Genomic DNA, 24,239 nt, shown 5'->3' on the forward strand with positions numbered 1-24,239 from the left:
GACTCCTTCCCCGGCGGAAGAACCGGTGCCCTCTCTGCACAGCTTCGCCGTGTACCCCGATCAGCTGCTTCAGAGCTCCTAGCGTTGTCGCCATGACGGATGCCGAGGGTCGATTCGTGGCGCAGCCCGTGCTCGGTTGGGCTCGAGCGCGGCAGCAGGAGGCCAGCCCGATGGAGGATGCGCGTCTGCCGGCCTCCGAGGAATCGGCTTCGATGCCCGCACCGATGGCATTGCCGCGAGCGGAAGTCGCCCCGGCTGATCGTGGTGCGCCCGGTGTCACGGATGCGCCGGTTGCCGCGGATGCGCCCGGTGCCGCGGATGCTCCGGGTGCCGCGGGAGCGCCGGGTGCAGCGGGAGCGCCGGGTGCCACAGGAGTGCCGGGTGCCCCGGGTGCGCTCGGTGCGGCGCACGCTGCGGCTGCCGCTCATCCCGAGGCGTCCGCGGATACGGCGGATGCGCCGCACGGCGCCGGCCGACACCGGCTGCCCGCGCGCGATCGAGCGTCGCCGCCCCGCGCCGCGCCCGTCGACGTGGCCGCGCTTGGGGCGCTCGCCGCCTTCGCCATCCCGGGAACGACCGACCTGCTCGTCAACGGCTCCGACGGACTGTGGATCGACACGGGCGGCGGCCTGCAGCGCGCCGTCGGGTGGAACGCCGATGCTGACGAGGTGCGCGCGCTCGCCACGGGGCTCGTCGCGAGTGGCGGTCGCCACGTCGATGAGGCGCATCCGTGCGTGGATGTGCGGCTCGGCAGTGGCATCCGGGTCCACGTGGTGTTGAGCCCCATCTCGACGGCCGGCACGCTGATCTCCGTGCGCATCCCGAGTGCAGATGCCGCGCGCCTCGCCTCGCTGCGCGAGTGCGGCATGCTCACGTCGTCGCAGGTGCAGCTGCTCAGCGATGCGGTGTCGCGACGGTCCAACCTGCTCATCACCGGAGCGGCAGGATGCGGCAAGACGACCCTGCTCGCCGCTCTGCTCGCCGAGGCGCCACCACATGAGCGCATCGTGACGGTCGAAGACGTCGCCGAACTGCGCATCGATCACCCGCACGTCGTGGGCCTCGAGACCCGACAGGCGAACCTCGAGGGCGCGGGAAGCATCGGCCTCGACGTGCTCGTTCGGGAGGCACTGCGCATGCGGCCGGATCGGCTCGTCGTGGGGGAGTGCCGCGGTGCGGAACTGCGCGAGCTTCTGACGGCCCTCAACACCGGACACGACGGGGGAGCGGGCACTCTGCACGCGAACTCGCTCGGCGGTGTTCCGGCGCGGCTGGATGCGCTCGGCGCGCTCGCCGGAATGACCGAGAGCGCCGTGGCGCGCCAGACGGTGAGCGCGATCGGGCTCGTGCTGCACCTGGAGCGGGTGGATGGGGTGCGGCGTCTCGCGCAGCTGGGCCGGTTCCGGCTGGATGACGCCGGTCGATTGGGAATCGAGGCGCTATGACCCGAGCGAGGGCATCACGCCAGGGTGGGATGCGACGGCGGGTGCAGAGGTGGCGTGCGGGAGCGCCCCCACCGGTGGTCGAGGAGGTGGCGGCGATCGCCCAGCGACTGGCGGTTCTGCTGGGGGCGGGCGTGCCACCGCCGTCGGCGTGGGGATACGTCGCCGACGGCAGCCGGAATCCCGTGGTCCTGGCAGCAGCGCGAGCAGCCAAGCTGGGTGGCGACGTCGGCGGAGCCATGATCGACGCGGTTTCGGGCGGGGAGGCGGCATCCGCGTGGACGGCGCTCGCCGCAGCATGGAGGGTGGCGTCGCAGGTCGGGGCTCCGCTCGCCGGGACCTTACGGAGTCTCGCGGCGTCGTTGCGTGCCGTCGGCCGGCTGCAGCGCGAGCTCCGGGTGGCGCTGGCCGGCCCGCGGGCGACGGCTCGCATGGTGGGGTTTCTTCCTGCGGTCGCCGTCATCTTCGGCGCCGTGCTCGGATTCGACACGCTGCACGCGCTCTTCGCAACAACGCCCGGCCTGGTCTGCCTCATCGCCGGCGTGGGAATCATGGTGCTCGGCCACCGCTGGAGCTCCCGCCTCGTGCGTCGAGCAGGGGAGCAACCGGCGATGCCCGGCCTGGAACTCGAGCTCGCGGCCGTCGCACTCTCGGGCGGAGTCTCACTCGAACGGGCGGTGGCCATCGGGGAGGCGGCGATGCCTGCACCGCCGACGGTGCGGGCGCGCATCTCGGGGGTGCTCGGGCTCGCGAGCCGCGCCGGTGTGCCCGCCGCGGAGTTGCTGCGGGCCGAGGCCGAGCAGATGCGCCTCGAGGCCCAGTCTGCCGGCCAGGAGCGCGCGGCGCGGCTCGGGGTCACCCTCATGATCCCGCTCGGCGTGTGCGTGCTTCCTGCGTTCCTGCTTCTCGGCGTGGCCCCGCTGATCATCGCGCTGATCTCCTCCACAGGGCTCGGTTTCACCTGAGCCGTGTACCGATCTGCGGCGCCCGCTCGGAGGCGGTCGCAGACGGCGCATCGTGGAGAGAGTTCCGGCGCACCGCGTTGGACCGGGGGCAGTGGGTCGGGAACGGGATCTGCGCTCGACGGGAACGAGCTCGAGAGAGCAAAAAGAAAGGAGACAACTTCATGAGGCGAATCACGGCCTTCCTGCACGACAGTCTCGGCGGGGTGCGTGCGGAGCGTGGATCGGTGACCGCTGAGTACGCGGTCGCTACCATGGCGGCAGTCGGCTTCGCCGGACTGCTGGTGGTCATCCTGAGAGGCGATGAGGTGCGCGGCATCCTCACCGACCTCGTGCGGCATGCGCTCACGGTGGGCTGAGAGCCGAGGCAGCGTGACCGCAGAGCTCGCGGTCGCGCTGCCCACGGTCGTGCTCGTGCTCGCGGCGTGCCTCGCAGCCGTGCAGATCGTCTCGGTTCAGGTGCGGGTGACGGATGCTGCGGCCCAGGTCGCTCGGGCGTTGTCGCGCGGAGACGCGGCGGCAGCGGCTTCCGCCCTCGCTGCCGGAGCCGTCGCCGGCGCGACGGTAACGGTCGACCACGGCGGCGGTCTCGTCTGTGCGCGCGTGCAGGCTCCCGCGGCGCGGGGCTCACCGCTCGCCGGCGTGCAGGTGGCCGCACGGTCGTGTGCCCTCGACGGCGGACGCTGAAACCCCGGCGAGGCACGAGGAACTCGGAGTTGGGCAAATGGCGCAGAGACAGAGCAGAGAGGAGAAGACAGTGAGAGTACTCGCAGACGAGCGTGGTGCCGGCACGGTGCTGGCGGTGGCGGTCATCGGCACCGTCGCCACGGTTGCGATCTCGATGGCTGCCGTGCTCGGCGTCTTCGTGGTGCGTCAGCGGGTCGCCGGGGCTGCGGATGCGGCGGCGCTCGCGGCCGCCGACGTGGCATCTGGAGCCCTGCCCGGGGCGTCGGTCTGCGAAGCCGCCGCGCAGGTGCTGGCGGCCAACGGCGCGAGTCTCGCGGAGTGCGATGTGGAGGGGGAGACCGTCAGCGTCGGTGCTGCGATCCCGTGGACGACGTTTCTGGTCGCGGCGCGATCGCGAGCCGGGCCACCGGCCGGGCCGCCGAGCGACCCATCAACCGATACCGCGCCCGATCAGCCGACGAGCGACTCCAGGTAGCGGTAGTCCACGGCACTCGGACGGTCCTCGCCCTCGGTCGAGAACTCGCGACCCGCCGTGCGTACGTAGAGGTAGCGCTTCTGGCCGGTGCCCGCGGGAATCTCCAGGCGAGGCTGGGGATCGCCCGAGTCCAGGAAGTCGGTCGTGATCGTGCGTCCTTCGAGGGGCCCGTCGGTGAGCTTCGCGGTATAGGTGCTCATGAGGCCATTGTCCTCCCGCGCCGCACAGATTCAAGGGCATTGCGGCCCGTTCCGGATGCCGCTCGCGGCACGTCCCCTAGACCATTCATCGGCATACATCAAGCAATCAGTGTCTGCATATGTGTATGGTGTGCCGTTGAGGGTGCGGGGGGCAGAAGCATCCATTCCCCCACGAAAGTGCGCTGATCGAGCGTGCATCCAGAGATAAGGAGTCTCGTGCCTGGCAAGAAGCTGGTAATCGTCGAGTCGCCGACAAAGATGAAGTCCATCGCCGGCTACCTCGGCGACGGATATGAAGTGCTCTCGAGCGTCGGGCACATCCGCGACCTCATCGAGCCCAAGAACCTGCCTCCGGAGTTGAAGAAGGGCTCTATCGGCAAGTTCTCCGTCGACGTCGACAACGGCTTCGAGCCCTATTACACGGTCTCCGCGTCGAAGAAGAAGACCGTGGCCGACCTGAAGCGCGCCCTCAAAGACGCCGACGAGCTCCTGCTCGCCACTGATGAGGACCGCGAGGGCGAGGCCATCGCGTGGCACCTGCTGCAGGAGCTGAAGCCCAAGGTTCCGGTGCGGCGCATGGTCTTCCACGAGATCACCAAAGACGCCATCCTGGCCGCCAAGGAGAACACCCGCGAACTCGACACCGCCCTCGTCGACGCGCAGGAGACGCGACGCATCCTCGACCGCCTCTATGGCTACGAGGTCTCGCCGGTGCTGTGGCGCAAGGTGGGCCCGGGCCTCTCGGCCGGCCGGGTGCAGTCCGCGGCGACGCGACTGGTCGTCGACCGCGAGCGCGAGCGCCTCGCCTTCGTTCCGGCCTCCTACTGGGACCTCGCAGCGCACCTCTCGACCGCCCTCGGGACGGATGCTTCCGCCGCCGACTCCTTCGAAGCCCGGCTCGTCCGCGTGGCCGGCCAGCGCATCGCCTCTGGCCGTGATTTCGATGACCGCGGAAACCTGACCTCGAAGGCGACCGTGCTCGACACCGCCGCCGCGACGGCTCTGGCCGACGCGCTGCGCGCCGGCGTGGACATCACCGTGTCGAAGGTCGAGTCGCGCCCCTACTCCCGTCGCCCGGCCGCGCCGTTCACCACGTCGACGCTGCAGCAGGAGGCCGCCCGCAAGCTGCGGTTCTCGGCCCGGCAGACGATGAGCGTCGCCCAGTCGCTCTACGAGAACGGCTACATCACCTATATGCGCACCGACTCGGTGTCGCTCTCGCAGCAGGCCATCACCGCCGCACGCAAGCAGGCCGCGAGCCTCTACGGTGCCGACAGCATCCCCGAGAAGCCCCGCGTCTACACCGGCAAGTCCAAGAACGCGCAGGAGGCGCACGAGGCCATCCGTCCCTCGGGCGACACCTTCCGCACTCCGGCACAGGTCTCCTCGTCGCTGCACGGCAACGACCTGAAGCTCTACGAGCTCATCTGGAAGCGCACCGTCGCCTCGCAGATGGCCGACGCGAAGGGTGTCACCGCATCCGTCACCATCACAGCCGGACCCACCGGCCAGGCCGCGCACGAGCTCGCCTCCAACACGACCGCAGAATTCGCAGCGAGCGGTACGGTCATCACCTTCCGCGGCTTCCTGAACGCCTACGAGGAGAGCCGCGACGAGGAGCGGCACGCGCCGAGCGAGCCCTCGGAGAGCAAGCTGCCGCCGCTCGAAGAGGGCCAGAAGCTCGCCCTGGTCGACGTGGAGCCCACCGGTCACGAGACCAGCCCGCCCCCGCGCTACACCGAGGCGAGCCTCGTCAAGGAGCTCGAGGCGAAGGGCATCGGCCGGCCCTCGACGTTCGCGTCGATCATCGACACCATCTCGAACCGCGGCTACGTCGAGCACCGCGGGCAGGCTCTCGTTCCCGGATGGATCGCCTTCCCGGTCGTGCAGCTGCTCGAGGAGCACTTCGGCGACCTCGTCGAGTACGACTTCACCGCCGAGATGGAGAACGACCTCGACGAGATCGCCAACGGCCAGGCCGATCGCGTCGGCTGGCTCACGCAGTTCTACTTCGGCGACGAGCGCCACAAGGGCCTGCGCCAGGTCATCGACAACCTCGGCGAGATCGACGCCCGCGGGGTGAACAGCCGTCCCATCAGCGATGGAATCACGCTGCGGTTCGGCAAGTACGGTCCCTACCTCGAGGTCACCGACCCCGATGCGCCGGCCGACGCCAAGCCGCGCATCGTCAACATCCCGCCGCAACTCGCCCCCGACGAGCTCACGCCCGACAAGGCGCGCGAACTCATCGACGCACCCGTCGTCACCGACCGCGTCATCGGCGTCAACCCCGCGAACGGCAAGCAGGTGCTCGCGAAAGACGGCCGGTTCGGCCCGTACATCACCGAGGCCGACCCGCCCGCCGAGCCCGAGACCTCCGTCGACACCGCCACGGGCGAGGTGACGGATGCGCCGGCGCCCGCGAAGCGCACCAAGAAGGCGCCCGTCGAGAAGCCGCGCACGGCGTCGCTGTTCAAGACCATGGACCTCGCCACGATCGACCTCGACACCGCCCTGCGGCTGCTCGACCTGCCGCGCGTCGTGGGCGCCGACCCCGAGAGCGGCGCCGAGATCACGGCGCAGAACGGCAAGTTCGGCCCGTACCTGAAGAAGGGCACCGACTCGCGCTCGCTCACCAGCGAGGACGAGATCTTCACGGTCGACCTGCCGGCCGCGCTCGAGCTGTTCGCACAGCCGAAGTACGGCGCCCGGCGCGCCTCGAGTGCTCTCAAGGAGTTCGAGGCCGACCCGGTGAGTGGCAAGCCGATCAAGCTCAAGGACGGCCGCTTTGGTCCCTACGTCACCGACGGCGAGACCAACGCGACCATTCCGCGCGGCGAGTCCGTCGACGACATCGAGTTCGAGCGTGCCGTGCAGTTGCTGGCCGACAAGCGTGCCAAGGCTCCGGCTCCCAAGCGCGCACCGGCCCGTAAGCCCGCCGCGCGCAAGACGCCCGCCAAGAAGAAGTGAGCGACAGCGCGCCTCCGTCGAGCATGACCGCTCGGGGACTCTTCATCACCCTCGAGGGCGGTGACGGCTCGGGCAAGTCCACCCAGGCCGCCCTGCTCGAAGGCTGGCTGTCGGATGCGGGGCGCACCGTCGTGCGCACCCGCGAGCCCGGCGGAACAGACGTGGGACACGAGATCCGCGAGATCGTGCTGCACCACACCGGCGACATCGCGCCCCGTGCCGAGGCGCTGCTCTACGCGGCCGATCGCGCCCACCACATCGCGACGAAGGTGCGGCCGGCGCTCGAGCGCGGCGAGATCGTCATCCAGGACCGCTACATCGACTCCTCGGTCGCCTACCAGGGTGCCGGCCGGGTTCTCGGCGGCGACGAGGTGCGCGAGCTCTCCCTCTGGGCGACGGACTCCCTGCTGCCGGACGTCACCGTGCTGCTCGACCTCGACGAGGGCGTTGCGCGCGGGCGGCTGGATGCCACGCGCACGCGCTACGACCGCCTCGAGGCGGAGAAGGGCGAGTTCCACGCACGCGTACGCGCCGCCTACCTCGAGCTCGCGGCCGCGGAACCGGAGCGCTTCCTCGTGGTCGACGCGACCCTGCCGGTGGAGCGCATCGCCGCCCTCATCCGCGACCGCGTCGCCCCGCTGCTTGGCTGAGCCGCTGACGCGAAACCCGGTGCCGCCCGCGACCGTGTGCAGAGGGGCGAAGAGGGGCCCCGACCGGCCTGCGGAGTCGGCGGCCGAAGGTAGCCTTGAGCCATGAGCGTGTGGGACGAGCTGACCGGCCAGGCTGAGGCCATCGCGCTCTTCCGCGCGGCGGCGACCGCTGCATCCGCTCCCCGCAGCACCCCGGCGACGGATGCGCCCGCCGGCGAGCTCGCGCCCTCCCAGGCGGGCGACTCCGCCATGTCGCACGCCTGGCTCATCACCGGTCCGCCCGGCTCCGGACGCTCCAATCTGGCCTATGCCTTCGCGACGGCGCTCATCTCGGGCGACCCCGACGGCGACGCGGTCACGGCGAAGCAGGTCGAGGCCCGCAGCCATCCCGATCTCACGGTGCTCTCGACGGAGGGCGTCTCGATCAAGGTCGACGACGTGCGCTCCATCGTGCGTTCCTCCTCGTACTCCCCGTCGGTCGGACGACACCGGGTGATGGTGATCGAAGACGCCGACCGCATGCCCGAGCGCACCTCGAACGTGCTGCTGAAGGCCCTGGAGGAACCGCCGGAGCGCACCGTGTGGATTCTCTGCGCTCCGAGTGAGGCCGATCTCATCCCCACCATCCGTTCCCGCGTGCGCAGTGTGCGCCTGCGGGTGCCGAACGTCGACGACGTCGCCGATCTGCTGGTGCGCCGAGAGGGAGTCGACGCCGACGTGGCCGAGCGTGCAGCGCGCCACGCGCAGAGCCACATCGGCATGGCGCGACGGCTCGCCACGAGCGCGGAGGCCCGAGAACGCCGCAACGAGACCCTGGTCGCGGCCCTCGGCATCCGTTCGGTGCGCCAAGCCGTCGCCGCCGCCGCGCGCATGATGGAGATCGCCGGCGACGACGCCAAGGCCATCACCGCGGAGCGCGACGCCGAGGAACGCGAGAAGACCCTGCACTCCCTCGGCATCGAGGCCGGCCAGGCGGTCCCGGCGGGCCTGCGCGGTCAGGTGAAGGCGCTCGAAGACGACCAGAAGCGCCGCGCGACGCGCAGCCTCCGCGATGGGCTGGACCGCATCCTCGTGGATCTCTCGACGCTGTACCGCGACCTGCTCATGCTGCAGCTAGGTCGCACGGACTCGCTCATCAACCTCGAGCTCGAGGAGTCGCTGCGGCGGGCGGCCACTGCCAGCACCCCCGCTCAGACACTGGCGTCGCTCGACGCCATCACGATCGCCCGCCAGCGCATCGACGGCAACGTGGCACCCCTGCTGTGCCTCGAGGCCATGCTCATTTCGTTCCGACGCACGGAGGCGATCGCCGCATGAGAACCACCCCTCGCCGTCGAGTCGGCCTGGCGGCCGCCGTCGCGGCACTCGTCGCCCTCTCCCTCAGCGGATGCTTCGGCACGGCCAAGGCGCCGGTCTCCAACACCTCCACGCCCACGGGGGAGGCCACGAGCGCCGAACTCGCCCCGTTCTACACGCAGAAGCTCGTCTGGACCGACTGCGAGGACGACATGCAGTGCACGACGGCGAAGGCGCCCCTCGACTACCGCGACCCCGCGGCGGCCGACGTCGAGCTGGCCCTCATCCGGCATCCGGCGACAGGGCAGAAGATCGGCTCCCTGCTGGTCAATCCGGGCGGTCCCGGCGGATCGGGCTATGACTTCGTGCGCGACTCCCTCGACTACGCGGTCGACAAGAAGCTGCAGGAGCACTTCGACGTCGTCGGCTTCGACCCTCGTGGCGTGAACAAGTCGACGCCCGTCGCGTGCTACCAGCCGGCTCAGATGGACCAGTACCTGTACTCGATCGCCCCCGGAGACATCGGCAGCGACCCATGGATCGCGGCGCAGCAGGCCTCAGCGCAGTCGTTCGCCCAGGCCTGCAACGCGAACACCGGCGTTCTGCTCGACAACATCGACACGGTCAGCGCCGCCCGCGACATGGACCTGCTGCGGGCCGTGCTCGGCGACAAGAAGCTGAGCTACCTGGGCTACTCCTACGGCACCGCGCTCGGCGCGAACTACGCCGGGCTGTTCCCCGAGAAGGTGGGCCGCATGGTGCTCGACGGTGCGCTGGACCCCACCTCCGACAACTTCGAGGTCACCAAGGAGCAGGCCAAGGGCTTCGAGAGCGCTCTGCGCGCCTATCTCACCGACTGCCTCGGCGACAGCAAGACCTGCCCGTTCACGGGATCCGTCGACGATTCCATGGGCACCGTTCGTGCGCTGCTCGACTCGGTGCAGGCCCAGCCCATCAGGGCGACAGACGGCCGCGAGCTCGGTAGCTCGGCGCTGCTGACGGCCATCATCTACCCCCTGTACTCCCAGGAGGGCTGGCCGGCGCTCAGCCAGATGTTCGACTCCGTGATGGCGGGCGAGGCCGACACCGCGTTCTACTTCGCGGACGAGTACAACGGGCGTAACAAGGACGGCAGCTACCGCGACAACTCGACCGAGGCGTTCCTCGGGGTCAACTGCATGGACTACAGCTACAACGCCGATCCGGCCACCATGCGGGCGCAGGCCGACGAACTCGAGAAGGCCGCTCCCACGATCGGCCTGTACATGTCGTACGGCGACATCACCTGCGCCAACTGGCCGTACACGACCCGGGCAGACCGCGAACCGATCCACGCGAAGGGATCTCCGCCTATCGTCGTCGTCGGTACCACGAACGACCCCGCGACCCCGTACGTGTGGGCGAAGGCACTTGCCGACCAGCTCGACAAGGGCGTTCTCGTGACCTATCACGGCGAGGGTCACACGGCCTACAACAAGTCCAACTCGTGCGTGAACGACGCGGTCGACACCTACCTGCTCACCGGAAAGGCGCCGTCCTCCGACCCGAAGTGCTGAGCTCGCGCCTGCGGGCATGGCGCTAAGTCCGAGCCTGTCGGGGCCGAGATGCGGACCCTGCCGCCGCGTTCGAGGCAGCGCCTCAGACACGGTATGCTTTCTTACCGTGCCCATGGGCACCGCCTCATCCGGCGAACGGATGCCGCCTTAGCTCAGTCGGCAGAGCGATTCACTCGTAATGAATAGGTCGTGGGTTCGATTCCCACAGGCGGCCCCATACCTGTCATCGGTCGCGGCTTCTCCGCCCGATCACTCCTCGCGATTCTCCCGCTCCGTCCGTGCACCCGGGTGCCGGCCCGGGCATCCCACTGGCGCGCCGGCGTGCGGCGGCGAGGCATCCTCGAGACAGCCGGGGCCCAGGGAGTGCTCCCGGTCGCGACCGGCGCATCCGTTGCGTCGTGCGAACATCGAGCGAAGGAGTCACCGAATGTCCATCCAGGAGAGCGTCACCGGAATCACGACGAACCACGTCGACGTCGAGGGCGACCGCATCGTCTTCGACGTGCGTGGGGAGGGCGAACCCCTCGTCCTTCTGCCCGGAACGCCGGGCGACGCGAGCGCCTACGGCCTCGTGGCCGACCCGATGGCCCAGGACCACACCGTCATCACCTACGACCCGCGCGGCTTCGGCCGCAGCAGCGGCAACGAGCCGCGGAGGTACGAGATCGGGCAGCAGGCCCGCGACGTCGTCGCGGTGCTGCAGGCCGCGGGCATCGAGCGGGCGCTCGTGGTCGGCAGCAGCGCCGGCGCCGAGGTCGGGCTCGAGCTGGCGAAGAACCACCCCGAGGTGGTCGCCGGTCTCGTCGCCCACGAGCCGCCGGTCGTGCGCGTGCTGCCCGATGCGGACGACATCCAGGCCCGGATCGCCGAGATCTACCGCGCCGCGTGGACCGATGGCGCGAAGGCCGCCTTCTTCGACTTCCTCCTGCTGACCCAGCTGCCCTTCAATGACGGCAAGCCGTTCACGACGGAAGAGGTCGCGGCGATCCGTCCCGGCGCCGACCAGGTGCCCGGCCTGGACTTCGCCGAGTTCTACGTGAAGCACCAGATGCTGCCCCTCACCGACTACAAGCCCGACCTCGACGCCATCCGCCGGAACGGCGTGAGCGTCGTCGCCGGAGCCGGCCGCCTCAGCCTCGACCTGCCGTTCGGCCGCACGGCTCGACGGGTCGCCGATGGACTGGATGCGCCCTTCGTCGTCTTCCCCGGCCACCACGGTTCGCTTTCCGACCCGTCTGTCGCCGACGCCTGGATCGCGACGCTCCGCGAGGCGCTGGCCGCACTGTGACGGATGCGGCGAGCGGCCCGGTCAGTCGCGCCGCTCGCCGCCCCGCCTGATGCGCCCCGCAGCATCGAGTTCGATGACGGTGTCGATGCCCAGGCGGTCCAGGAACGACTGGTCGTGGCTTACGACGAGCAGGGCGCCCCGATAGGCCTCGAGGGCTTCGGCGAGGTGCTCGACGCTCTCGACGTCGAGGTTGTTCGTCGGCTCATCGAGGATGAGCAGTTGCGCCGGCGGATCGACGAGCAGCAGCCTGGCGAGCGCCACCCGAAAGCGTTCCCCGCCCGACAGGGTCGAGACCGGCCGGTCGACGCTGTCCCCGCGCAGCAGCAGCCGCGCGAGCTGGTTGCGGAGAAGGCCGGGGGTAAGGGTCGGCGCGACGTTCTCCACGTTCTCGAGCGCGCTCGCGGCATCGTCGAGGGTGTCGAGGCGTTGCGGCAGAACGGCCACGCGCTCGGTGAGCAGCCGCCCGTGCGGTCGGCCGTCGGGCGTCTCGCTGCCGGCGAGCAGCCGTCGGATCAGTGTGGACTTGCCGCTGCCGTTGGGTCCGACGAGCGCGACCCGTTCCGGACCCTGGATCGCGATCGTGCGCTCTCCGTCGTGGATCTCGGCGATGCGGCGGCTGCGCGGCACACCCGGGTCGGGCAGGGTGAGGTGGATGTGCTCGTCATTCCGCACCCGGGCGTCGGCAGCGTCGAGAGCGGCTTGCGCCGCCTGCACCTTGTCGTCGAGGGTGCTGCGCAGCGAGCCGGCGGATGCCTGGGCCTTGCTCGCGCGGGCGCCCGCCAGGATCTTCGGGATGCCGCCGTCCTTCTGCGTCTTCTTGGCGGTGCGCTCGCGTCGAGCCAGCTTCGTCTCGGCCTCGACGCGCTGCCGCTTTTCGACCTTCAATGCCTGCTGGGCGGCTCGGGCGGCCTGGGTCGCCGCTGACTGCTCCTGCTCACGGTGCTCTCGCCAGGCGCTGTAGGGGCCGCCGAACACGTCCAGACGGCTCGCGTGCAGTTCGGCGGTGTCGTCCATGTGCTCGAGCAGCTCGAGGTCGTGGCTCACGACGACGAGCGTGCCCGGCCAGGCGTCGATGATTCCCGCGAGCGTCTGCCGGGTTTCCCGGTCGAGGTTGTTGGTGGGCTCGTCGAGCAGGGTGATGGCTGTGCGCCGCAGGCGCAGGCCGGTGATCGCGATGAGCATGGCCTCGCCGCCGGAGAGTTCCTCGACCCGTCGGTCGAGGTCGGCGGCGGTGAAGCCGATCTCGGCGAGCGCCTCACCGGCGCGGGACTCGATGTCCCAGTCCTCCCCGACGGCGTCGAAGTGCCGCTCATCGACATCCCCCGACTCGATGGCGCGGAGGGCGCTGAGCGTGCCGGAGATGCCGAGCAGCTCGGCGATGCTCGTCGTCGTGGTCAGCGTGAGCGTCTGCGGCAGGTAGCCGACGTCGCCGACGGTGTCGATCCGGCCCGACGTCGGGTGCAGCTCGCCCGCGATGAGCCGCAGCAGGGTGGACTTGCCGGCGCCGTTGCGGCCGACCAAGCCGGTACGACCCGACGAGAAGGTGCCATCGACGTGGTCGAGAGCGGACGTTCCATCGGGCCACTCGAATGAGAGGTCGCGCAGGGTGATGGCGGATTTCAGAGGCATGTCTTGTCATTCTTTCTGCCGGCCTGGGCGACCGGCTCTGGATTGCCGGTACTGGGCTACCGGCTCTGGATTGCGGGTACTGGGCTATCGGCCGTCGGCAGGAGCCGAGCGGTGAGGAGTTGTCGATGCTGCGGTGGTGATGGCGGCGGTGACGGCGAGTGCCGTGACGAGCAAGAGCGTCACCAGTGAGGGGACCGCGGCGGCGACGGTTCCGAGTACCAGCGCGGCAACGCCCGCGATGATCGGTGGACGACTCCACCGGCCGATCAAGATGCGCGCGAACAGGCCGAGCCCGAGCAGGTAGCACGCGAGGCCGCCGCTGAGCGCCACCACGGTGATCCCGCGTGCCGGGGAAGCCGGGTCGGCGACGACGTCTTCGAGCATGAGCCGGATGCCGAGCGCGACGTAGACCACCCCCGCGACGAGCGGAAGGTGACCCAGCGTGTAGCCGTCCCGGGCGAGGGCCGGGCGCCGTCTCGGTGTCGCCTGCACGAGAACCTGCTGTGCGTCTGCAGAAGGGCCGCGGAAGTACGTCCACCACAGCCCGACCACGACGACGAACGCCAGCACGGCCACGAGGATGGACAGCCCGTCCACGGTGACTCCTGGCGTCGAGGATTCCAGCCCGGCCCCCGACGAGAACACCGTCTCGCCGAGAGCGATGATGAGCACGAGGCCGTGCCGCTCGACGAAGTGCGCGGGACTGGCCACACGCCAGCCGCTGTACCGGGAGAAGAGCCAGCCGACGCCGAAGTCGAGCCCGAAGGCCACCGCCCAGCATGCCGCCTGCAGGTCGCCGCCGAGAACGGCGCCGACCACGAGGAGGGCGCTGGAGACCGTCTGCGGAATCGCATCGATCAGCACCTGCCTGCGCAGACGCGCGTCGCCGCGCGAGCTCCACAGGAAGGTCGAGACGTAGCTCGAGCGCACCACGGCGAACGCGAGGGCGAGAACGAGGGGCGGGCTCAGCCAGCCCGAGTGGGCCGACCAGGCGTAGGGGATCACGAGGGCAGCGACGAACAGGGCGCCCATCGCCACGAGGATCGCGACGACGACGAGCCCGCGGTCCAGGCGTACCCGGTTGCCCAGCCAGATGAAGGCACACCATGCCCACCACAGCAGCAGGAGCAGAAGCAGTCCGCGACCGAGGCCGACGGATGTCGCCTGCGCGTCCATCAGCTCGATCACGCGCATGAGGGCGAACACGAAGACGAGGTCGAAGAAGATCTCGAACATGCTCACGCGGTCGCCGTCGCGGCGGACCGGTGCCGCCGAGCCGGCGGTCCGGATCAGCCAGCTCGGCGCGTCGGCTCCGCTCTGCGGCCCCGCGATGTCGTCGCGGTTCCCGCTCACGGCACCGCAGCCCCCCTGTCCGGGACAGCGCCGGCCGCCACGTCGGTGGAGTCGATGTCGGGGGAGGCGATGTCGGGGGAGTCGGAGGCGGCGAAGTCGGCGGACCGGCCGACGTGCGCCCACGCCTTCGCCTCGTCGAGCCGGGCCTGGTCACCGCTCAGCACGCGCGTGACCGCGTCGCTCCCCAGTGGCAACCGAAGCGGCAGGCCCTCTCCCGCCCCCGGAAGGTCGCCGTGGGCGAGCGCCACGAGCACCCGAGCGCCACGCACCGGATCACCCGGCTGCGTGCCGTCGCTCTCGCGACGCATCGCGTGGATCGCGCCGACCGTCGGCTCGTAGTCGGTGCCGACCCGATGCATCCTCATCGAGTCGCCCTGCCAGTCGGTGCGGAAGGCACCCGGCTCGACGATGACGACCCGAACGCCGAAGGGCGCGGTCTCCGCCGCCAGAACCTCCGAGAAACCCTCGACCGCGAACTTCGCGGCCTGGTATGCGCTGAGGCCGGGCGTGCCACCGATGCGGCCGCCCACCGACGAGAACCGCAGGAAGAGCCCCGAGCGCTGGGCGCGGAAGACGGGCAGTGCTGCTCGCGTGACGTTGACCACGCCGAAGAAGTTCGTCTCGACCTGCGCCCGGAAGTCATCCTCGGGCAACTCCTCGATCGGCCCGCTGTTCGCGTAGCCGGCGTTGTCGACCACCACGTCCAGGCGTCCGAACCGGTCGACGGCCCGGCTCACGACGCGCTTCGCCGCCTCCGGGTCCGTGACGTCGAGGTCGGCGACGAGCAGGCGATCCGGACCGTACCGCTCTGCGAGGTCGTCGAGTGCCGACCCTCTGCGCGCCGTCGCCACGACGCGGTCGCCGTGTTCGAGCGCCGCCTCGACGATCCGCCTTCCGAAGCCGCGGGAGCTTCCCGTGATCATCCAGATCAAGTCCTCGCCCGGTGCTCTGCGTTGCTCGTTCATGAGAACGTCCCTCCTGCCGGATGCGCCCGGCTCTTCGTCTCTTCACTGTGCCTCGCCGCCGGTGGGCAGGGCGCCCGTGCAACCACCCGGAACGGACACGGGTGTGCAGGACACGGGTGTCCGGGCAGCTCGGGAACCCGCTCGGGGTTCGGGGAACGTCGGGCCGACTGGCCATGGATCGTTGCCCGCCCGGGGATCGACCCGTGGCCGACACGGGCGCAGCGAGAACCCTCTGCGCGGGAACGTGGGGTGTGCCGATGCACCGGTACGACCGGAAGCAGGTCGCACCACGAAGGGAACCACCATGCCGACCGTCAGATTTCACCTCACCTCCACGCTGAGCGCGCCCGAACTGATGGCGGTGCTCACCGACTTCAGTCCGGCCCGCCCTGAGCTCTGGCCCACGATCGACGCCGACCACTTCCAGGTGCATGCGATCGGCGAGAACTGGGCCGATGTCACCGAGGGAACCGCCGCTGCGTGGGAGCACGCCCGCTACGACTGGGACGAGGACGCCAACCGGGTGAACATCACCACGCTCGACTCGAAGGTCTTCGGCCCGGGAGGCGGCTGGGTGTTCCAGCTCACGCCCGGACCCGACCACACCCGCGTCGACGTCGAGCTGACCCGGCATCCCGGCACGTTCACGCGCAAGCTGCTCGCAGCACTGCTGCCCCTCGTTGCTCCGAGCTCGCTGCGCAAGTCGTTCAGCGGTCCCCTGCACGCGCAGCCCGTCGCGGCCGAATAGCCTCGACGCGCAGCCCGTCGCGGCCGAGTAGCCGCAGAGATCCGATTCAGAGCCTCCGAGTGAAAGGAAGTGGTGTCGCCATGGACACCGAGATGACGCAGGTGAGCAGCACCGTTACGGATGCCGCGCCGCGGCAGGAAGGCCCCGAGTTCGCGCTCGAGGTGGTCGTCATACCCGTGTCCGACGTCGATCGCGCCAAGGCGTTCTACGCGGGCCTGGGCTGGCGCCTCGACGTCGACCTCGCCATCGCGTCCGACTATCGGGTCGTCGAATTCACCCCGCCCGGTTCGCCGACGTCGATCATCTTCGGCTCCGGCGTCACGGAGGCGGAGCCGGGCTCTGTACGGGGCCTGCAGCTCGTGACCTCGGATATCGAGGCAGCGCGACGCGACCTCGAGGCGAACGGAGCGCAGGTCGGCGAGGTCTGGCATGACGCCAGCGGCGTCTTCCGCCATGGTGGTGCCCGCGAACGCGTGCCCGGACCCGCGGCCGAACGCCGCTCCTACGGCTCCTGGATCGCCTTCGAAGATCCCGACGGCAACGAATGGCTCGTGCAGGAGATCACCGAGCGCATCCCGGGGAGGATCGTGCGGACGCGATACGGCTCGGCTGCCGAGCTTGCGAGGGCGCTGCGTGCTGCCGCGCAGGCGCATGGGGCGCACGAGGCGAGGATCGGCCACGAAGACGCCGGCTGGCCGGAGTGGTACGCCGAGTACATGGTGAGAGCGGCGACGGGCCAGGAGTTGCCTGAGTGAGTGAGGCATCCGCAGAGCTGCACCGGCTGCTCGTCTTCGAGGAGCTCCGTTCCCTCCAAGGAAGGCTCTGTCGTTCCCTGGGCGAGAGCGCCTGGGATGAATTCGAACGCTGCTTCACCCACGACGCGCAGTTACGGGTCTACGAGCCGGATGGCTCGCTCGCCTGGTTCGCGCTCAGCCCGCACATCGGAGCGACGATCGAGCTCGAAGTCGCCGGAAGCGTGCTCGTCGTGCACGCGTTCGGTGCCGAGCTCACCCTGCGATCGCAGACGAGTGCGGAGGGCGTGTGGGCCGCCGAATACGTGATCGGCGGTGACGGACATGCCCTACGGGGTCACTGCCGGCTGCATCAGGGGTACCGACACGACGGCGAGCGATGGGCCATCCGCTCGATCGATCTCATCCGGGGACTGCAGGACTGACAGGGGCGGTGCGAAGACCTCGGCGATGACAATAGGATCGGCGATCATGGAGCACACGACGGCCGGCCGAGGGCTGCTCGGCCGCCGGCGCGAGTGCGAGGCGATCGACCGCGTCATCGCCAGCCTCGGCGGAGGTCAGAGTCGGGCGCTCGTCCTGCGGGCGGATGCCGGGGTCGGCAAGTCCGCGTTGATCGAGTACGCCGCCGAACGGGCGACGGCCTTCCGCGTGCTGCGCGCGACGGGCGTCGAGTCCGAGATGGAACTGGCCTACGCCGGCCTGCACCAGTTGTGCTCGCCGTTGCTCGACGGGCTCGACGCCCTGCCCGCCCCGCAGGCGGCCGCCCTCGGCGTCGCCTTCGGGCTGCGGGGCGGCGATGCCCCGGATCGGTTTCTCGTGAGCCTCGCGGTGCTCGGCCTGCTCGCGGCGGCGGCCGCAGAGCGACCGGTGCTCTGCCTGGTCGATGACGCCCAGTGGCTGGACCGCGGCTCTGCGCAGGTGCTCACCTTCGTCGCACGACGGCTCCTCGTCGAGTCGGTGGGCATCCTGTTCGCCGTGCGCGAGCCCGTGGGCGAGGTCTTCGCCGGCATCGAGGACCTCGTCGTCGAGGGGCTCGAGCCCGCGGATGCCCGGCTGCTGCTGGAGTCGGTGATCTCGGGGCCGCTCGATCCCGACGTGAGGGATCGGCTCGTCGCCGAGACGCACGGCAATCCGCTCGCCCTGATCGAACTCTCACGCGGGAGGAAGACGGTCGAGATCGCGGGCGGGTACGGCATGACCGCCCCGCCGAGCCTGACAGGTCGCATCGAGGACAGCTTCATCGACCGCATCCGGTCGCTGCCGGCGGCGACGCGGTCGGCGCTGCTCGTCGCGGCAGTGGAACCCGTCGGCGATCCCGTGCTGATCCAGCACGGGATCGAGGCCCTCGGCATCGACCCGGAGGCGTTGATCGCCGCCGACGAGGAGGGCCTGATCGAGTTCGGCGCCCGGGTGAGGTTCCGGCATCCGCTCGTGCGATCTGCGGTCGTGCGGGCGAGCCCGGTCGGGGCGCGCCGGGCAGCGCACCGCGCGCTCGCCGGGGCGACCGACCCGTCGTCGGACCCCGATCGGCGCGCCTGGCACCTCGCGGAGGCGGCGATCGGGTTCGACGAAGACGTCGCCGCCGAGCTCGTACGATCCGCCCGGCGGGCACAGGCCCGTGGCGGCATGGCCGCTGGCGCGATGTTCCACGCACGCGGTGCGGAACTGACCCCCGACCCGACGATGCGTTCACGCCGCGCGCTCATGGCGGCCGAGGACATGTACCGGGCGGGTGCGATGGACGATGCGCTCAGGCTGCTCGAGCTCATCGACCCGACGTTGCTCGATGAGCACCAGCGTGCCCGCATCGAGCTCGTGCGCGCACACGTGGCCTCGAGCACCACCCGCGGCCGAGACGCCGCCGCGCGGCTGGTGACGGCGGCTCGCCAGCTCGAGCGGTACGACGGCGAGACCGCGCTGGCCACGTACGCCGACGCGATCATCGCGGCGCTCTCGGCCGGCACCTCTGCCCAGGGCGTCGGCCTTCCCGAGGTGGCGGCCGCCGTGCTCGCCGCCGAACCGGCGCCGCCGCTGAGCGAGCCCGCGGTCGCCGCCCTCGGCGGCATTCGCGGGCTCGCTTCGCTCATCACCGACGGATACCCCGCGGCGGCACCCGTGCTCCGCGAGGCGCTCGACCGGCTCGTGGGCTTCGCGGCATCCGCCGATGCTGCCGCCCCGGTCGCCGAGCCCGATCCGCGCCGCGGACTGGGCGAGGATGCCGCGCCGCCGGGCGGACTCTTGCAGTGGCTCCCCATCGCGTGCACCATCGCCCGTGCCCTGCTCGACGACGCCGCCTACGAGGTGCTCACGACGCGTGCGGTGCGCATCAGCCGGAGCCAAGGAGCGTTCTCCCAGCTGCCGCTCGTCATGGCGGAGCGCACGTCGTTGCTGCTGCTGAGCGGCCGGACCGCGGAGGCCCTGTCGATCGCGGAGGAACTGCAGCCGGTCATCGATGCCACGGGAATGCCCACGTCGATGACCCGTGCGGGCTGGCTCGCCACCTTCCGCGGCGACGAGGAGACCCAGCACGCGGTCACCGAACGGCTGCGGCCCGAGATCATCGAGCGCGGCGAGGGCCAGTGGTTCATCACCATGGCCTGGCAGGACGCCCTGCTGTACAACTCGCTCGGTCGCTACCCTGAGGCGCTCGCGGTGGCGGAGTCGGCATCCGGCCACCCGTACGACATCGGGCTCGCGGGCTGGATGCTGCCCGAGCGCGTCGAGGCGGCCGTGCGCGCCGGCAGCGCAGACGGGGAGGCGCTCGCCCGGCTCGAGGAACTCGCGGCGGCGGCGGGCACGGACTGGGCCGGCGGCCTCGCGGCCCGCGCAGCGGCCCTCGTCGCCGATGACGACAGGGCAGAATCCCTCTACCTCGAGGCGATCGAGCGCCTCGGCCGCACTCGCATCCGCACTGCCCTAGCGCGCGCCCACCTGCTCTACGGCGAGTGGCTGCGCCGCCAGAACCGGCGGGTGGACTCCCGTGAGCACCTGCGCCGGGCGCACGAGATCTTCGTGGACACCGGTGCCGACAGCTTCGCCGAGCGTGCGCGGCGGGAGCTCGCCGCCACCGGGGAGGTGGTGCACAAGCCCGCAGCAGGCCCGGTCGATGACCTCACCGCCCAGGAACGCCAGATCGCCGTGCTCGCCGCGACAGGAAGCACCAACCCTGAGATCGGCGAGCAGCTCTTCCTGAGTCCGCGCACCGTGGAGTGGCACCTGCGCAAGGTCTTCGTGAAGCTCGGCGTCTCGTCCCGGCGCCAGCTCGCCCGTGCACTGCGCATCTCGCCGCGGCCTGCACCGGTGTAGCCCGGGCGGCCGGTAGACGCACCGGGGTGTTCGCCCGTGGTCGGCACGGGTGCCTCCCGTGCCGTGGCACCGCCACGGTGGAGCGATGAAGATCACACATCCTGAAGTCGCTCGCACCACGGCCCGCGCCGTCGATGCGCAGCGCATCGTCCTCACGATCGCGGCGTTGACCGCAGCGATTCTCGTGCTCGTCGCCTGCTGGGCGTCGGTCATTCCGGCACGTGCCGACACCCTGGCATCGCAGGTCACGATCACCGCCGGCGAACCGTCCGCAAACCCGGTCGTGCAGACGTCGGACGGAGCCGTCCACGGCCTCGCGACGCCGGCGGGCGTCCAGTTCCGCGGCATCCCGTACGCCGCCCCGCCGACCGGCGCCCTGCGCTGGACCCCGCCCCAGCCGGTCGCGGCCTGGTCGGGAACGCGGGAGGCGACCGTCTTCCCGCCGGTGTGCCCGCAGGGGCCCCAGAGCCCGTGGGGACAGAGCGAGGACTGCCTCTACCTGAATGTCACCGCCCCGGCGACGGATGCCGCGCAGCGCTCGAAGCTCCCCGTCATCGTCTACATCCACGGCGGCGGATTCTCGTACGGCGAAGGCGCGGACTACGACCCCACGAAGCTCGCGAGCAACGGTGCCGTCGTGGTCACCTTCAACTACCGCCTCGGCCTGCTCGGCTTCCTGGCGCATCCGGCCCTCGCCAGCGGCTCCGACGGCGCCACCGGCAACTTCGGCTACCAGGACCAGCAGGCGGCGCTGCGATGGGTGCAGCGCAACATCGGCCAGTTCGGCGGTGACCCGCGGAACGTCACGATCGACGGACACTCGGCCGGTGGCCTCTCGGTGCTCGCCCAGCTCGCCTCGCCAGGCGCCAAGGGCCTGTTCCAGCGTGCGATCATCCAGGCCGGCGACTTCGCCCTGCAGCAGCAGTCTCTCGACCAGGCGGAGCAGGCCGGAAAGGCCAGTGCCATCGCGCTCGGCTGCGCCGACCAGTCCGCCGAGTGCCTGCGGAACGTGCCGGTGCAGGCGCTGGTCGCCAACCCGCAGCCCTCGTTCACACCGGGCTACGTCGACGGTGCGGTTCTGCGCGAGTCGGTCGGAACGGCGATCGCGAGCGGTCGGTTCAACCGCGTACCGATCATCAACGGCACGAACACCCAGGAGGAGCGCATCTTCACCACGATCGGGCTGAGCGTGACGAAGGGGGCCACCGTACCGCTGTCCGGGCCCGTGACGGCGTCGAACTACGTGTCGACCATCGCGACGAACTTCGGCATCAGCCGCACGAAGGCGGCACTCATCGCGGCGGCCTATCCGCTGTCGAAGTACGCCTCGCCGGCGCACGCGTTCAGCACGCTGAACTCGGACGCGAACTTCTCGTGCCCGGCGTATGCGGTCGACATCGCGGCATCCCGCTACGTGCCCACGTTCGCCTACGAGTTCAACGACGCCCTGGCACCCCAGCGTGACGTGCCCGATGCGCTCGGCCCGCCCTTCGCCGCCACGCACCAATCCGAACTGCAGTACCTGTTCGACCTTCCGAACTCCGCCCTTCCGGGCGGGCTCTCGGCGCAGCAGGAGCAGCTCGCCGCGAACATGCGCGCCTCATGGGTGCAGTTCGCGTCGACCGGGTCCCCATCGACGGATGCGGTCGCCTGGCCGGCGTTCAAGGCGCTCGATCCCCGCATCCTCTCGCTCAACACGCCGGCTTCGACGGTGGAGAAGGACTTCGCCGCCAGCCACAAGTGCGCCGTCTGGGCGGCCGTCGCCCTCTTCGGCAGCCACTGATCACCCGCGTGCCGGGGATGCCGACGGCATCCCCGGCACGTTCGTGCGCTCGCTCAGCGCGTGACGAGGGGCAGGAAGACCTCGTCGACGATCGCGCGGATGCCCTCGGGTGTGAGCGGCCGCAGTGTCATGAGGGCGTCGTGCCGGAAGAGGTCGACCGCGACGGCGGCGACGCGCGGGGTGACTCGAGCGAGGTCGATCTCGCCACGAGCACCGGCCCGCTTCAGGATCTGCTCCATCGCGTCGACCCGCTCGCCGATGATCGCGGCGCGGATGTCGGCGAAGGTAGAGCCGGTCTCGGCGTAGTAGGCGCCGATGAGAACGCTGACGAGGGGGATGATCGCCGCCCGCGACTCGTTGGCCTTCGTGAGCAGCGCGATCACGTCGTCACGCAGGTTGCCCGTGTCCGGCGTCTCGATCGATTCGGAACCGAGGCCGTGTACGAGGGCGGCCAGGGCGAGGGCGGCCCGGTCCGGCCAGCGACGGTAGATGACCGGCCGGCTCGTCTGCGCCCGCTCGGCGACCGCCTCGATGGTGAAGTCGCCGTAGCCGCGCTCGATCAACTGCGCCCACGCGGCATCCAGCAGGGCGTCTTCGAGTTCCTGCCCGCGGCGTCGCTGGGGAGCGCCTTCAAGATCCATTTGCGTATCTTATCGCAGAGGCATATCGTGGCATTTAGATACATTAACGTATCTAACAAGGAGGATGTGATGGCCCAGAAGCCCGAGAAGCTCGACCGGGGCGTGCTCACGATCGCCCTGGTGCTCGTGACCGGAGGACTCGCGGTCATCTTCGACACCACGATCGTGAGCGTGGCGCTGCACACCCTCGCCGTCGACCTGCACGCCTCCGTCGGCGTCATCCAGTGGGTGAGCACGGGGTACCTGCTCGCGCTCGGCGTCACCATCCCCGTCGTCGGCTGGGCGCAGGCCCGCTTCGGCGGCAAGCGCGTGTGGATGTTCGCCCTCGCGGTGTTCCTCGTCGCCTCCATCGCCGCGAGCCTCGCCTGGGATGCGCAGAGCCTCATCGCCTTCCGCGTGCTCCAGGGCATCGGCGGCGGCCTCATGATGCCGCTCATGGCGACCCTGGTCATGCAGGCCGCCGGGGGCAAGTCGCTCGGCAGGCTCATGGCCGTGGTCAGCCTTCCGGCGGCGCTCGGACCGATCCTGGCTCCTGCACTCGGCGGCATCATCCTGAACTGGCTGGACTGGCGGTGGCTGTTCTGGGTGAACGTTCCCTTCTGCCTCGTGGGGCTGGTGCTCGCCTGGCGCTTCCTTCCGGCCGACGGGCCGCGCACGCGCGCACGGCTCGACGTGCTCGGCCTCGTGCTGCTCTCCCCGGCTCTGGTCGGCATCCTCTACGGTCTCTCGAACGTCGGCAAGGACGGCGGCTTCACCCGCGCGGACGTTCTGGTACCGGCTCTCGCGGGAGTGGTGCTGCTCGCCGTCTTCCTGGTGCGTGCCGGCCGGCGCCCCGCCGACGCTCTCGTCGACGTGGCCCTGCTGCGCCGCCGTGCCGTCGGCTCGTCGTCGCTCGTGCTGTTCCTCTCGGGCGCATCGCTCTACGGCTCGATGCTGCTGCTGCCCCTCTACTTCCAGAACGTGCGCGGAACGGATGCGCTCGCCGCCGGTCTTCTGCTGGTACCGCAGGGCATCGGCACGCTGCTCAGCCGCACCCTGGCCGGTCGCCTGACCGACAGCATCGGCGCGCGGTGGGTCACCATCGCGGGTTTCGCGGTGACCGGCCTGGCGACCATCCCCTTCGCCCTCGCCGATGCCCACACCGGCATCTGGTGGCTGATGGCGGTGATGCTCGTGCGTGGCGTGGGCCTCGGAGCCGTGATGATCCCCGTGATGAGTGTGGCGTTCGTCGGGCTCGACCGTTCGGAGATGCCGCACGCGAGCATCATCACCCGGCTCGCACAGCAGCTGGGCGGCTCGTTCGGCACGGCGATCCTCGCCGTCATCCTCGAGACCGCGGTCGCCGGCGCATCCGGTCCGGCCGCCGTGGCGTTCGCGTTCGACCAAGCCTTCTGGTGGGCGATCGGCTTCACGGTCGTGGCGATCGCGGTCTCGTTCGCCCTTCCCGCCCGGGCCGCGCAGCCGCCCGCGCCGGCACCCGCTGCGCCGACGGAGCGGGTCGAGGCGTAGCCGCGGTTCTGCGTGCCATACGCT

General features: G+C 70.5%; 21 protein-coding genes and 1 tRNA gene. 17 read left to right on the plus strand and 5 right to left on the minus strand.

Annotation, left to right across the window (positions count from 1 at the left end; translation table 11 throughout):
- Positions 1-92: 92 nt before the first annotated feature.
- From WDJ51_RS09170 to WDJ51_RS09190, 5 genes are all read left to right on the plus strand, one after another.
- Positions 93-1,445 (plus strand): TadA family conjugal transfer-associated ATPase, encoded by a 1,353-nt coding sequence (locus tag WDJ51_RS09170; RefSeq protein ID WP_337852148.1) that lies wholly within the window; start codon positions 93-95, stop codon positions 1,443-1,445.
- 41 nt (positions 1,446-1,486) lie between these two features.
- On the plus strand, positions 1,487-2,407 hold the full coding sequence (locus tag WDJ51_RS09175) for a type II secretion system F family protein (protein WP_337852149.1): 921 nt from the start codon (positions 1,487-1,489) through the stop codon (positions 2,405-2,407).
- A 161-nt stretch (positions 2,408-2,568) separates the two neighbouring features.
- Positions 2,569-2,763 carry a DUF4244 domain-containing protein gene (locus WDJ51_RS09180; protein ID WP_337852150.1) on the plus strand — a complete coding sequence of 65 codons (195 nt, stop codon included), beginning with the start codon at positions 2,569-2,571 and terminating at the stop codon, positions 2,761-2,763.
- A gap of 13 nt (positions 2,764-2,776) precedes the next feature.
- Positions 2,777-3,091, plus strand: a complete 315-nt coding sequence (locus WDJ51_RS09185; RefSeq protein WP_337852151.1) for a TadE family type IV pilus minor pilin — start codon at positions 2,777-2,779, stop codon at positions 3,089-3,091.
- Positions 3,092-3,161: 70 nt separating this feature from the next.
- A complete protein-coding gene (locus WDJ51_RS09190) occupies positions 3,162-3,566 on the plus strand; it encodes an Rv3654c family TadE-like protein (RefSeq protein ID WP_337852152.1) in 405 nt (134 codons plus the stop codon).
- On the opposite strand, the gene WDJ51_RS09195 is transcribed toward WDJ51_RS09190, so the two are convergent.
- Positions 3,542-3,766: a hypothetical protein gene (locus WDJ51_RS09195; protein WP_337852153.1), complete on the minus strand. Its 225-nt coding sequence runs from the start codon at positions 3,764-3,766 to the stop codon at positions 3,542-3,544. The genes WDJ51_RS09190 and WDJ51_RS09195 overlap by 25 nt on opposite strands.
- 216 nt (positions 3,767-3,982) lie before the next feature.
- Here WDJ51_RS09195 and topA point away from each other — a divergent pair, with 216 nt between their 5' ends.
- From topA to WDJ51_RS09225, 6 genes are all read left to right on the plus strand, one after another.
- Positions 3,983-6,736, plus strand: a complete 2,754-nt coding sequence (topA, locus tag WDJ51_RS09200) for a type I DNA topoisomerase (protein WP_337852154.1) — start codon at positions 3,983-3,985, stop codon at positions 6,734-6,736.
- Between the two features lie 23 nt (positions 6,737-6,759).
- Positions 6,760-7,386 (plus strand): dTMP kinase, encoded by a 627-nt coding sequence (gene tmk, locus WDJ51_RS09205; protein WP_337852206.1) that lies wholly within the window; start codon positions 6,760-6,762, stop codon positions 7,384-7,386.
- 102 nt (positions 7,387-7,488) lie between these two features.
- Positions 7,489-8,703 carry a DNA polymerase III subunit delta' gene (locus WDJ51_RS09210; protein WP_337852155.1) on the plus strand — a complete coding sequence of 405 codons (1,215 nt, stop codon included), beginning with the start codon at positions 7,489-7,491 and terminating at the stop codon, positions 8,701-8,703.
- On the plus strand, positions 8,700-10,238 hold the full coding sequence (locus WDJ51_RS09215) for an alpha/beta hydrolase (RefSeq protein WP_337852156.1): 1,539 nt from the start codon (positions 8,700-8,702) through the stop codon (positions 10,236-10,238). The genes WDJ51_RS09210 and WDJ51_RS09215 overlap by 4 nt, the downstream gene beginning before the upstream one ends.
- Positions 10,239-10,379: 141 nt before the next feature.
- Positions 10,380-10,455: transfer RNA gene (locus tag WDJ51_RS09220), tRNA-Thr, on the plus strand.
- Positions 10,456-10,665: 210 nt separating this feature from the next.
- Complete coding sequence (locus WDJ51_RS09225) at positions 10,666-11,526, plus strand: alpha/beta fold hydrolase (protein WP_337852157.1); 861 nt, start codon at positions 10,666-10,668, stop codon at positions 11,524-11,526.
- 21 nt (positions 11,527-11,547) lie between these two features.
- Here WDJ51_RS09225 and WDJ51_RS09230 read toward each other — a convergent pair whose 3' ends face one another.
- The 3 genes from WDJ51_RS09230 to WDJ51_RS09240 all read right to left on the minus strand — a co-directional run bounded on the left by WDJ51_RS09230 (position 11,548) and on the right by WDJ51_RS09240 (position 15,473).
- Positions 11,548-13,155: an ABC-F family ATP-binding cassette domain-containing protein gene (locus tag WDJ51_RS09230; RefSeq protein WP_337852158.1), complete on the minus strand. Its 1,608-nt coding sequence runs from the start codon at positions 13,153-13,155 to the stop codon at positions 11,548-11,550.
- A gap of 84 nt (positions 13,156-13,239) precedes the next feature.
- Entirely contained in the window at positions 13,240-14,508 is a 1,269-nt protein-coding gene (locus WDJ51_RS09235) for a low temperature requirement protein A (protein ID WP_337852159.1), read from the minus strand.
- Entirely contained in the window at positions 14,505-15,473 is a 969-nt protein-coding gene (locus tag WDJ51_RS09240) for an SDR family NAD(P)-dependent oxidoreductase (RefSeq protein ID WP_337852160.1), read from the minus strand. The genes WDJ51_RS09235 and WDJ51_RS09240 overlap by 4 nt, the downstream gene beginning before the upstream one ends.
- A 304-nt stretch (positions 15,474-15,777) precedes the next feature.
- Here WDJ51_RS09240 and WDJ51_RS09245 point away from each other — a divergent pair, with 304 nt between their 5' ends.
- The 5 genes from WDJ51_RS09245 to WDJ51_RS09265 all read left to right on the plus strand — a co-directional run bounded on the left by WDJ51_RS09245 (position 15,778) and on the right by WDJ51_RS09265 (position 22,065).
- Positions 15,778-16,221 (plus strand): hypothetical protein, encoded by a 444-nt coding sequence (locus tag WDJ51_RS09245; RefSeq protein WP_337852161.1) that lies wholly within the window; start codon positions 15,778-15,780, stop codon positions 16,219-16,221.
- 101 nt (positions 16,222-16,322) lie between these two features.
- Positions 16,323-16,976: a VOC family protein gene (locus WDJ51_RS09250; RefSeq protein ID WP_337852162.1), complete on the plus strand. Its 654-nt coding sequence runs from the start codon at positions 16,323-16,325 to the stop codon at positions 16,974-16,976.
- A complete protein-coding gene (locus tag WDJ51_RS09255) occupies positions 16,973-17,398 on the plus strand; it encodes a nuclear transport factor 2 family protein (RefSeq protein WP_337852163.1) in 426 nt (141 codons plus the stop codon). The genes WDJ51_RS09250 and WDJ51_RS09255 overlap by 4 nt, the downstream gene beginning before the upstream one ends.
- 46 nt (positions 17,399-17,444) lie before the next feature.
- Entirely contained in the window at positions 17,445-20,282 is a 2,838-nt protein-coding gene (locus WDJ51_RS09260) for a helix-turn-helix transcriptional regulator (protein WP_337852164.1), read from the plus strand.
- Between the two features lie 85 nt (positions 20,283-20,367).
- Positions 20,368-22,065, plus strand: a complete 1,698-nt coding sequence (locus WDJ51_RS09265) for a carboxylesterase/lipase family protein (RefSeq protein ID WP_337852165.1) — start codon at positions 20,368-20,370, stop codon at positions 22,063-22,065.
- A gap of 53 nt (positions 22,066-22,118) precedes the next feature.
- Here WDJ51_RS09265 and WDJ51_RS09270 read toward each other — a convergent pair whose 3' ends face one another.
- Positions 22,119-22,706, minus strand: coding sequence for a TetR/AcrR family transcriptional regulator (locus tag WDJ51_RS09270; RefSeq protein ID WP_337852166.1), 588 nt, complete (start codon positions 22,704-22,706; stop codon positions 22,119-22,121).
- 69 nt (positions 22,707-22,775) lie between these two features.
- Between WDJ51_RS09270 and WDJ51_RS09275 the strand changes: the two genes are divergently transcribed.
- A complete protein-coding gene (locus WDJ51_RS09275; RefSeq protein WP_337852167.1) occupies positions 22,776-24,215 on the plus strand; it encodes an MDR family MFS transporter in 1,440 nt (479 codons plus the stop codon).
- Positions 24,216-24,239: the final 24 nt, after the last annotated feature.

It is taken from the genome of Rathayibacter sp. YIM 133350 (assembly GCF_037404875.1).
In the GTDB taxonomy this organism is placed as follows: Bacteria; Actinomycetota; Actinomycetes; order Actinomycetales; family Microbacteriaceae; genus Orlajensenia.

What these genes read in the sequence shown, in the direction of transcription:
- WDJ51_RS09170 (WP_337852148.1), top strand. Translation starts at nt 93, where the DNA reads ATGACGGATGCCGAGGGTCGATTCGTGGCGCAGCCCGTGCTCGGTTGG.
- WDJ51_RS09180 (WP_337852150.1), top strand. Translation starts at nt 2,569, where the DNA reads ATGAGGCGAATCACGGCCTTCCTGCACGACAGTCTCGGCGGGGTGCGT.
- WDJ51_RS09195 (WP_337852153.1), bottom strand. Translation starts at nt 3,766, where the DNA reads ATGAGCACCTATACCGCGAAGCTCACCGACGGGCCCCTCGAAGGACGC.
- tmk (WP_337852206.1), top strand. Translation starts at nt 6,760, where the DNA reads ATGACCGCTCGGGGACTCTTCATCACCCTCGAGGGCGGTGACGGCTCG.
- WDJ51_RS09210 (WP_337852155.1), top strand. Translation starts at nt 7,489, where the DNA reads ATGAGCGTGTGGGACGAGCTGACCGGCCAGGCTGAGGCCATCGCGCTC.
- WDJ51_RS09215 (WP_337852156.1), top strand. Translation starts at nt 8,700, where the DNA reads ATGAGAACCACCCCTCGCCGTCGAGTCGGCCTGGCGGCCGCCGTCGCG.
- WDJ51_RS09225 (WP_337852157.1), top strand. Translation starts at nt 10,666, where the DNA reads ATGTCCATCCAGGAGAGCGTCACCGGAATCACGACGAACCACGTCGAC.
- WDJ51_RS09230 (WP_337852158.1), bottom strand. Translation starts at nt 13,155, where the DNA reads ATGCCTCTGAAATCCGCCATCACCCTGCGCGACCTCTCATTCGAGTGG.
- WDJ51_RS09240 (WP_337852160.1), bottom strand. Translation starts at nt 15,473, where the DNA reads ATGAACGAGCAACGCAGAGCACCGGGCGAGGACTTGATCTGGATGATC.
- WDJ51_RS09245 (WP_337852161.1), top strand. Translation starts at nt 15,778, where the DNA reads ATGCCGACCGTCAGATTTCACCTCACCTCCACGCTGAGCGCGCCCGAA.
- WDJ51_RS09260 (WP_337852164.1), top strand. Translation starts at nt 17,445, where the DNA reads ATGGAGCACACGACGGCCGGCCGAGGGCTGCTCGGCCGCCGGCGCGAG.
- WDJ51_RS09265 (WP_337852165.1), top strand. Translation starts at nt 20,368, where the DNA reads ATGAAGATCACACATCCTGAAGTCGCTCGCACCACGGCCCGCGCCGTC.
- WDJ51_RS09270 (WP_337852166.1), bottom strand. Translation starts at nt 22,706, where the DNA reads ATGGATCTTGAAGGCGCTCCCCAGCGACGCCGCGGGCAGGAACTCGAA.
- WDJ51_RS09275 (WP_337852167.1), top strand. Translation starts at nt 22,776, where the DNA reads ATGGCCCAGAAGCCCGAGAAGCTCGACCGGGGCGTGCTCACGATCGCC.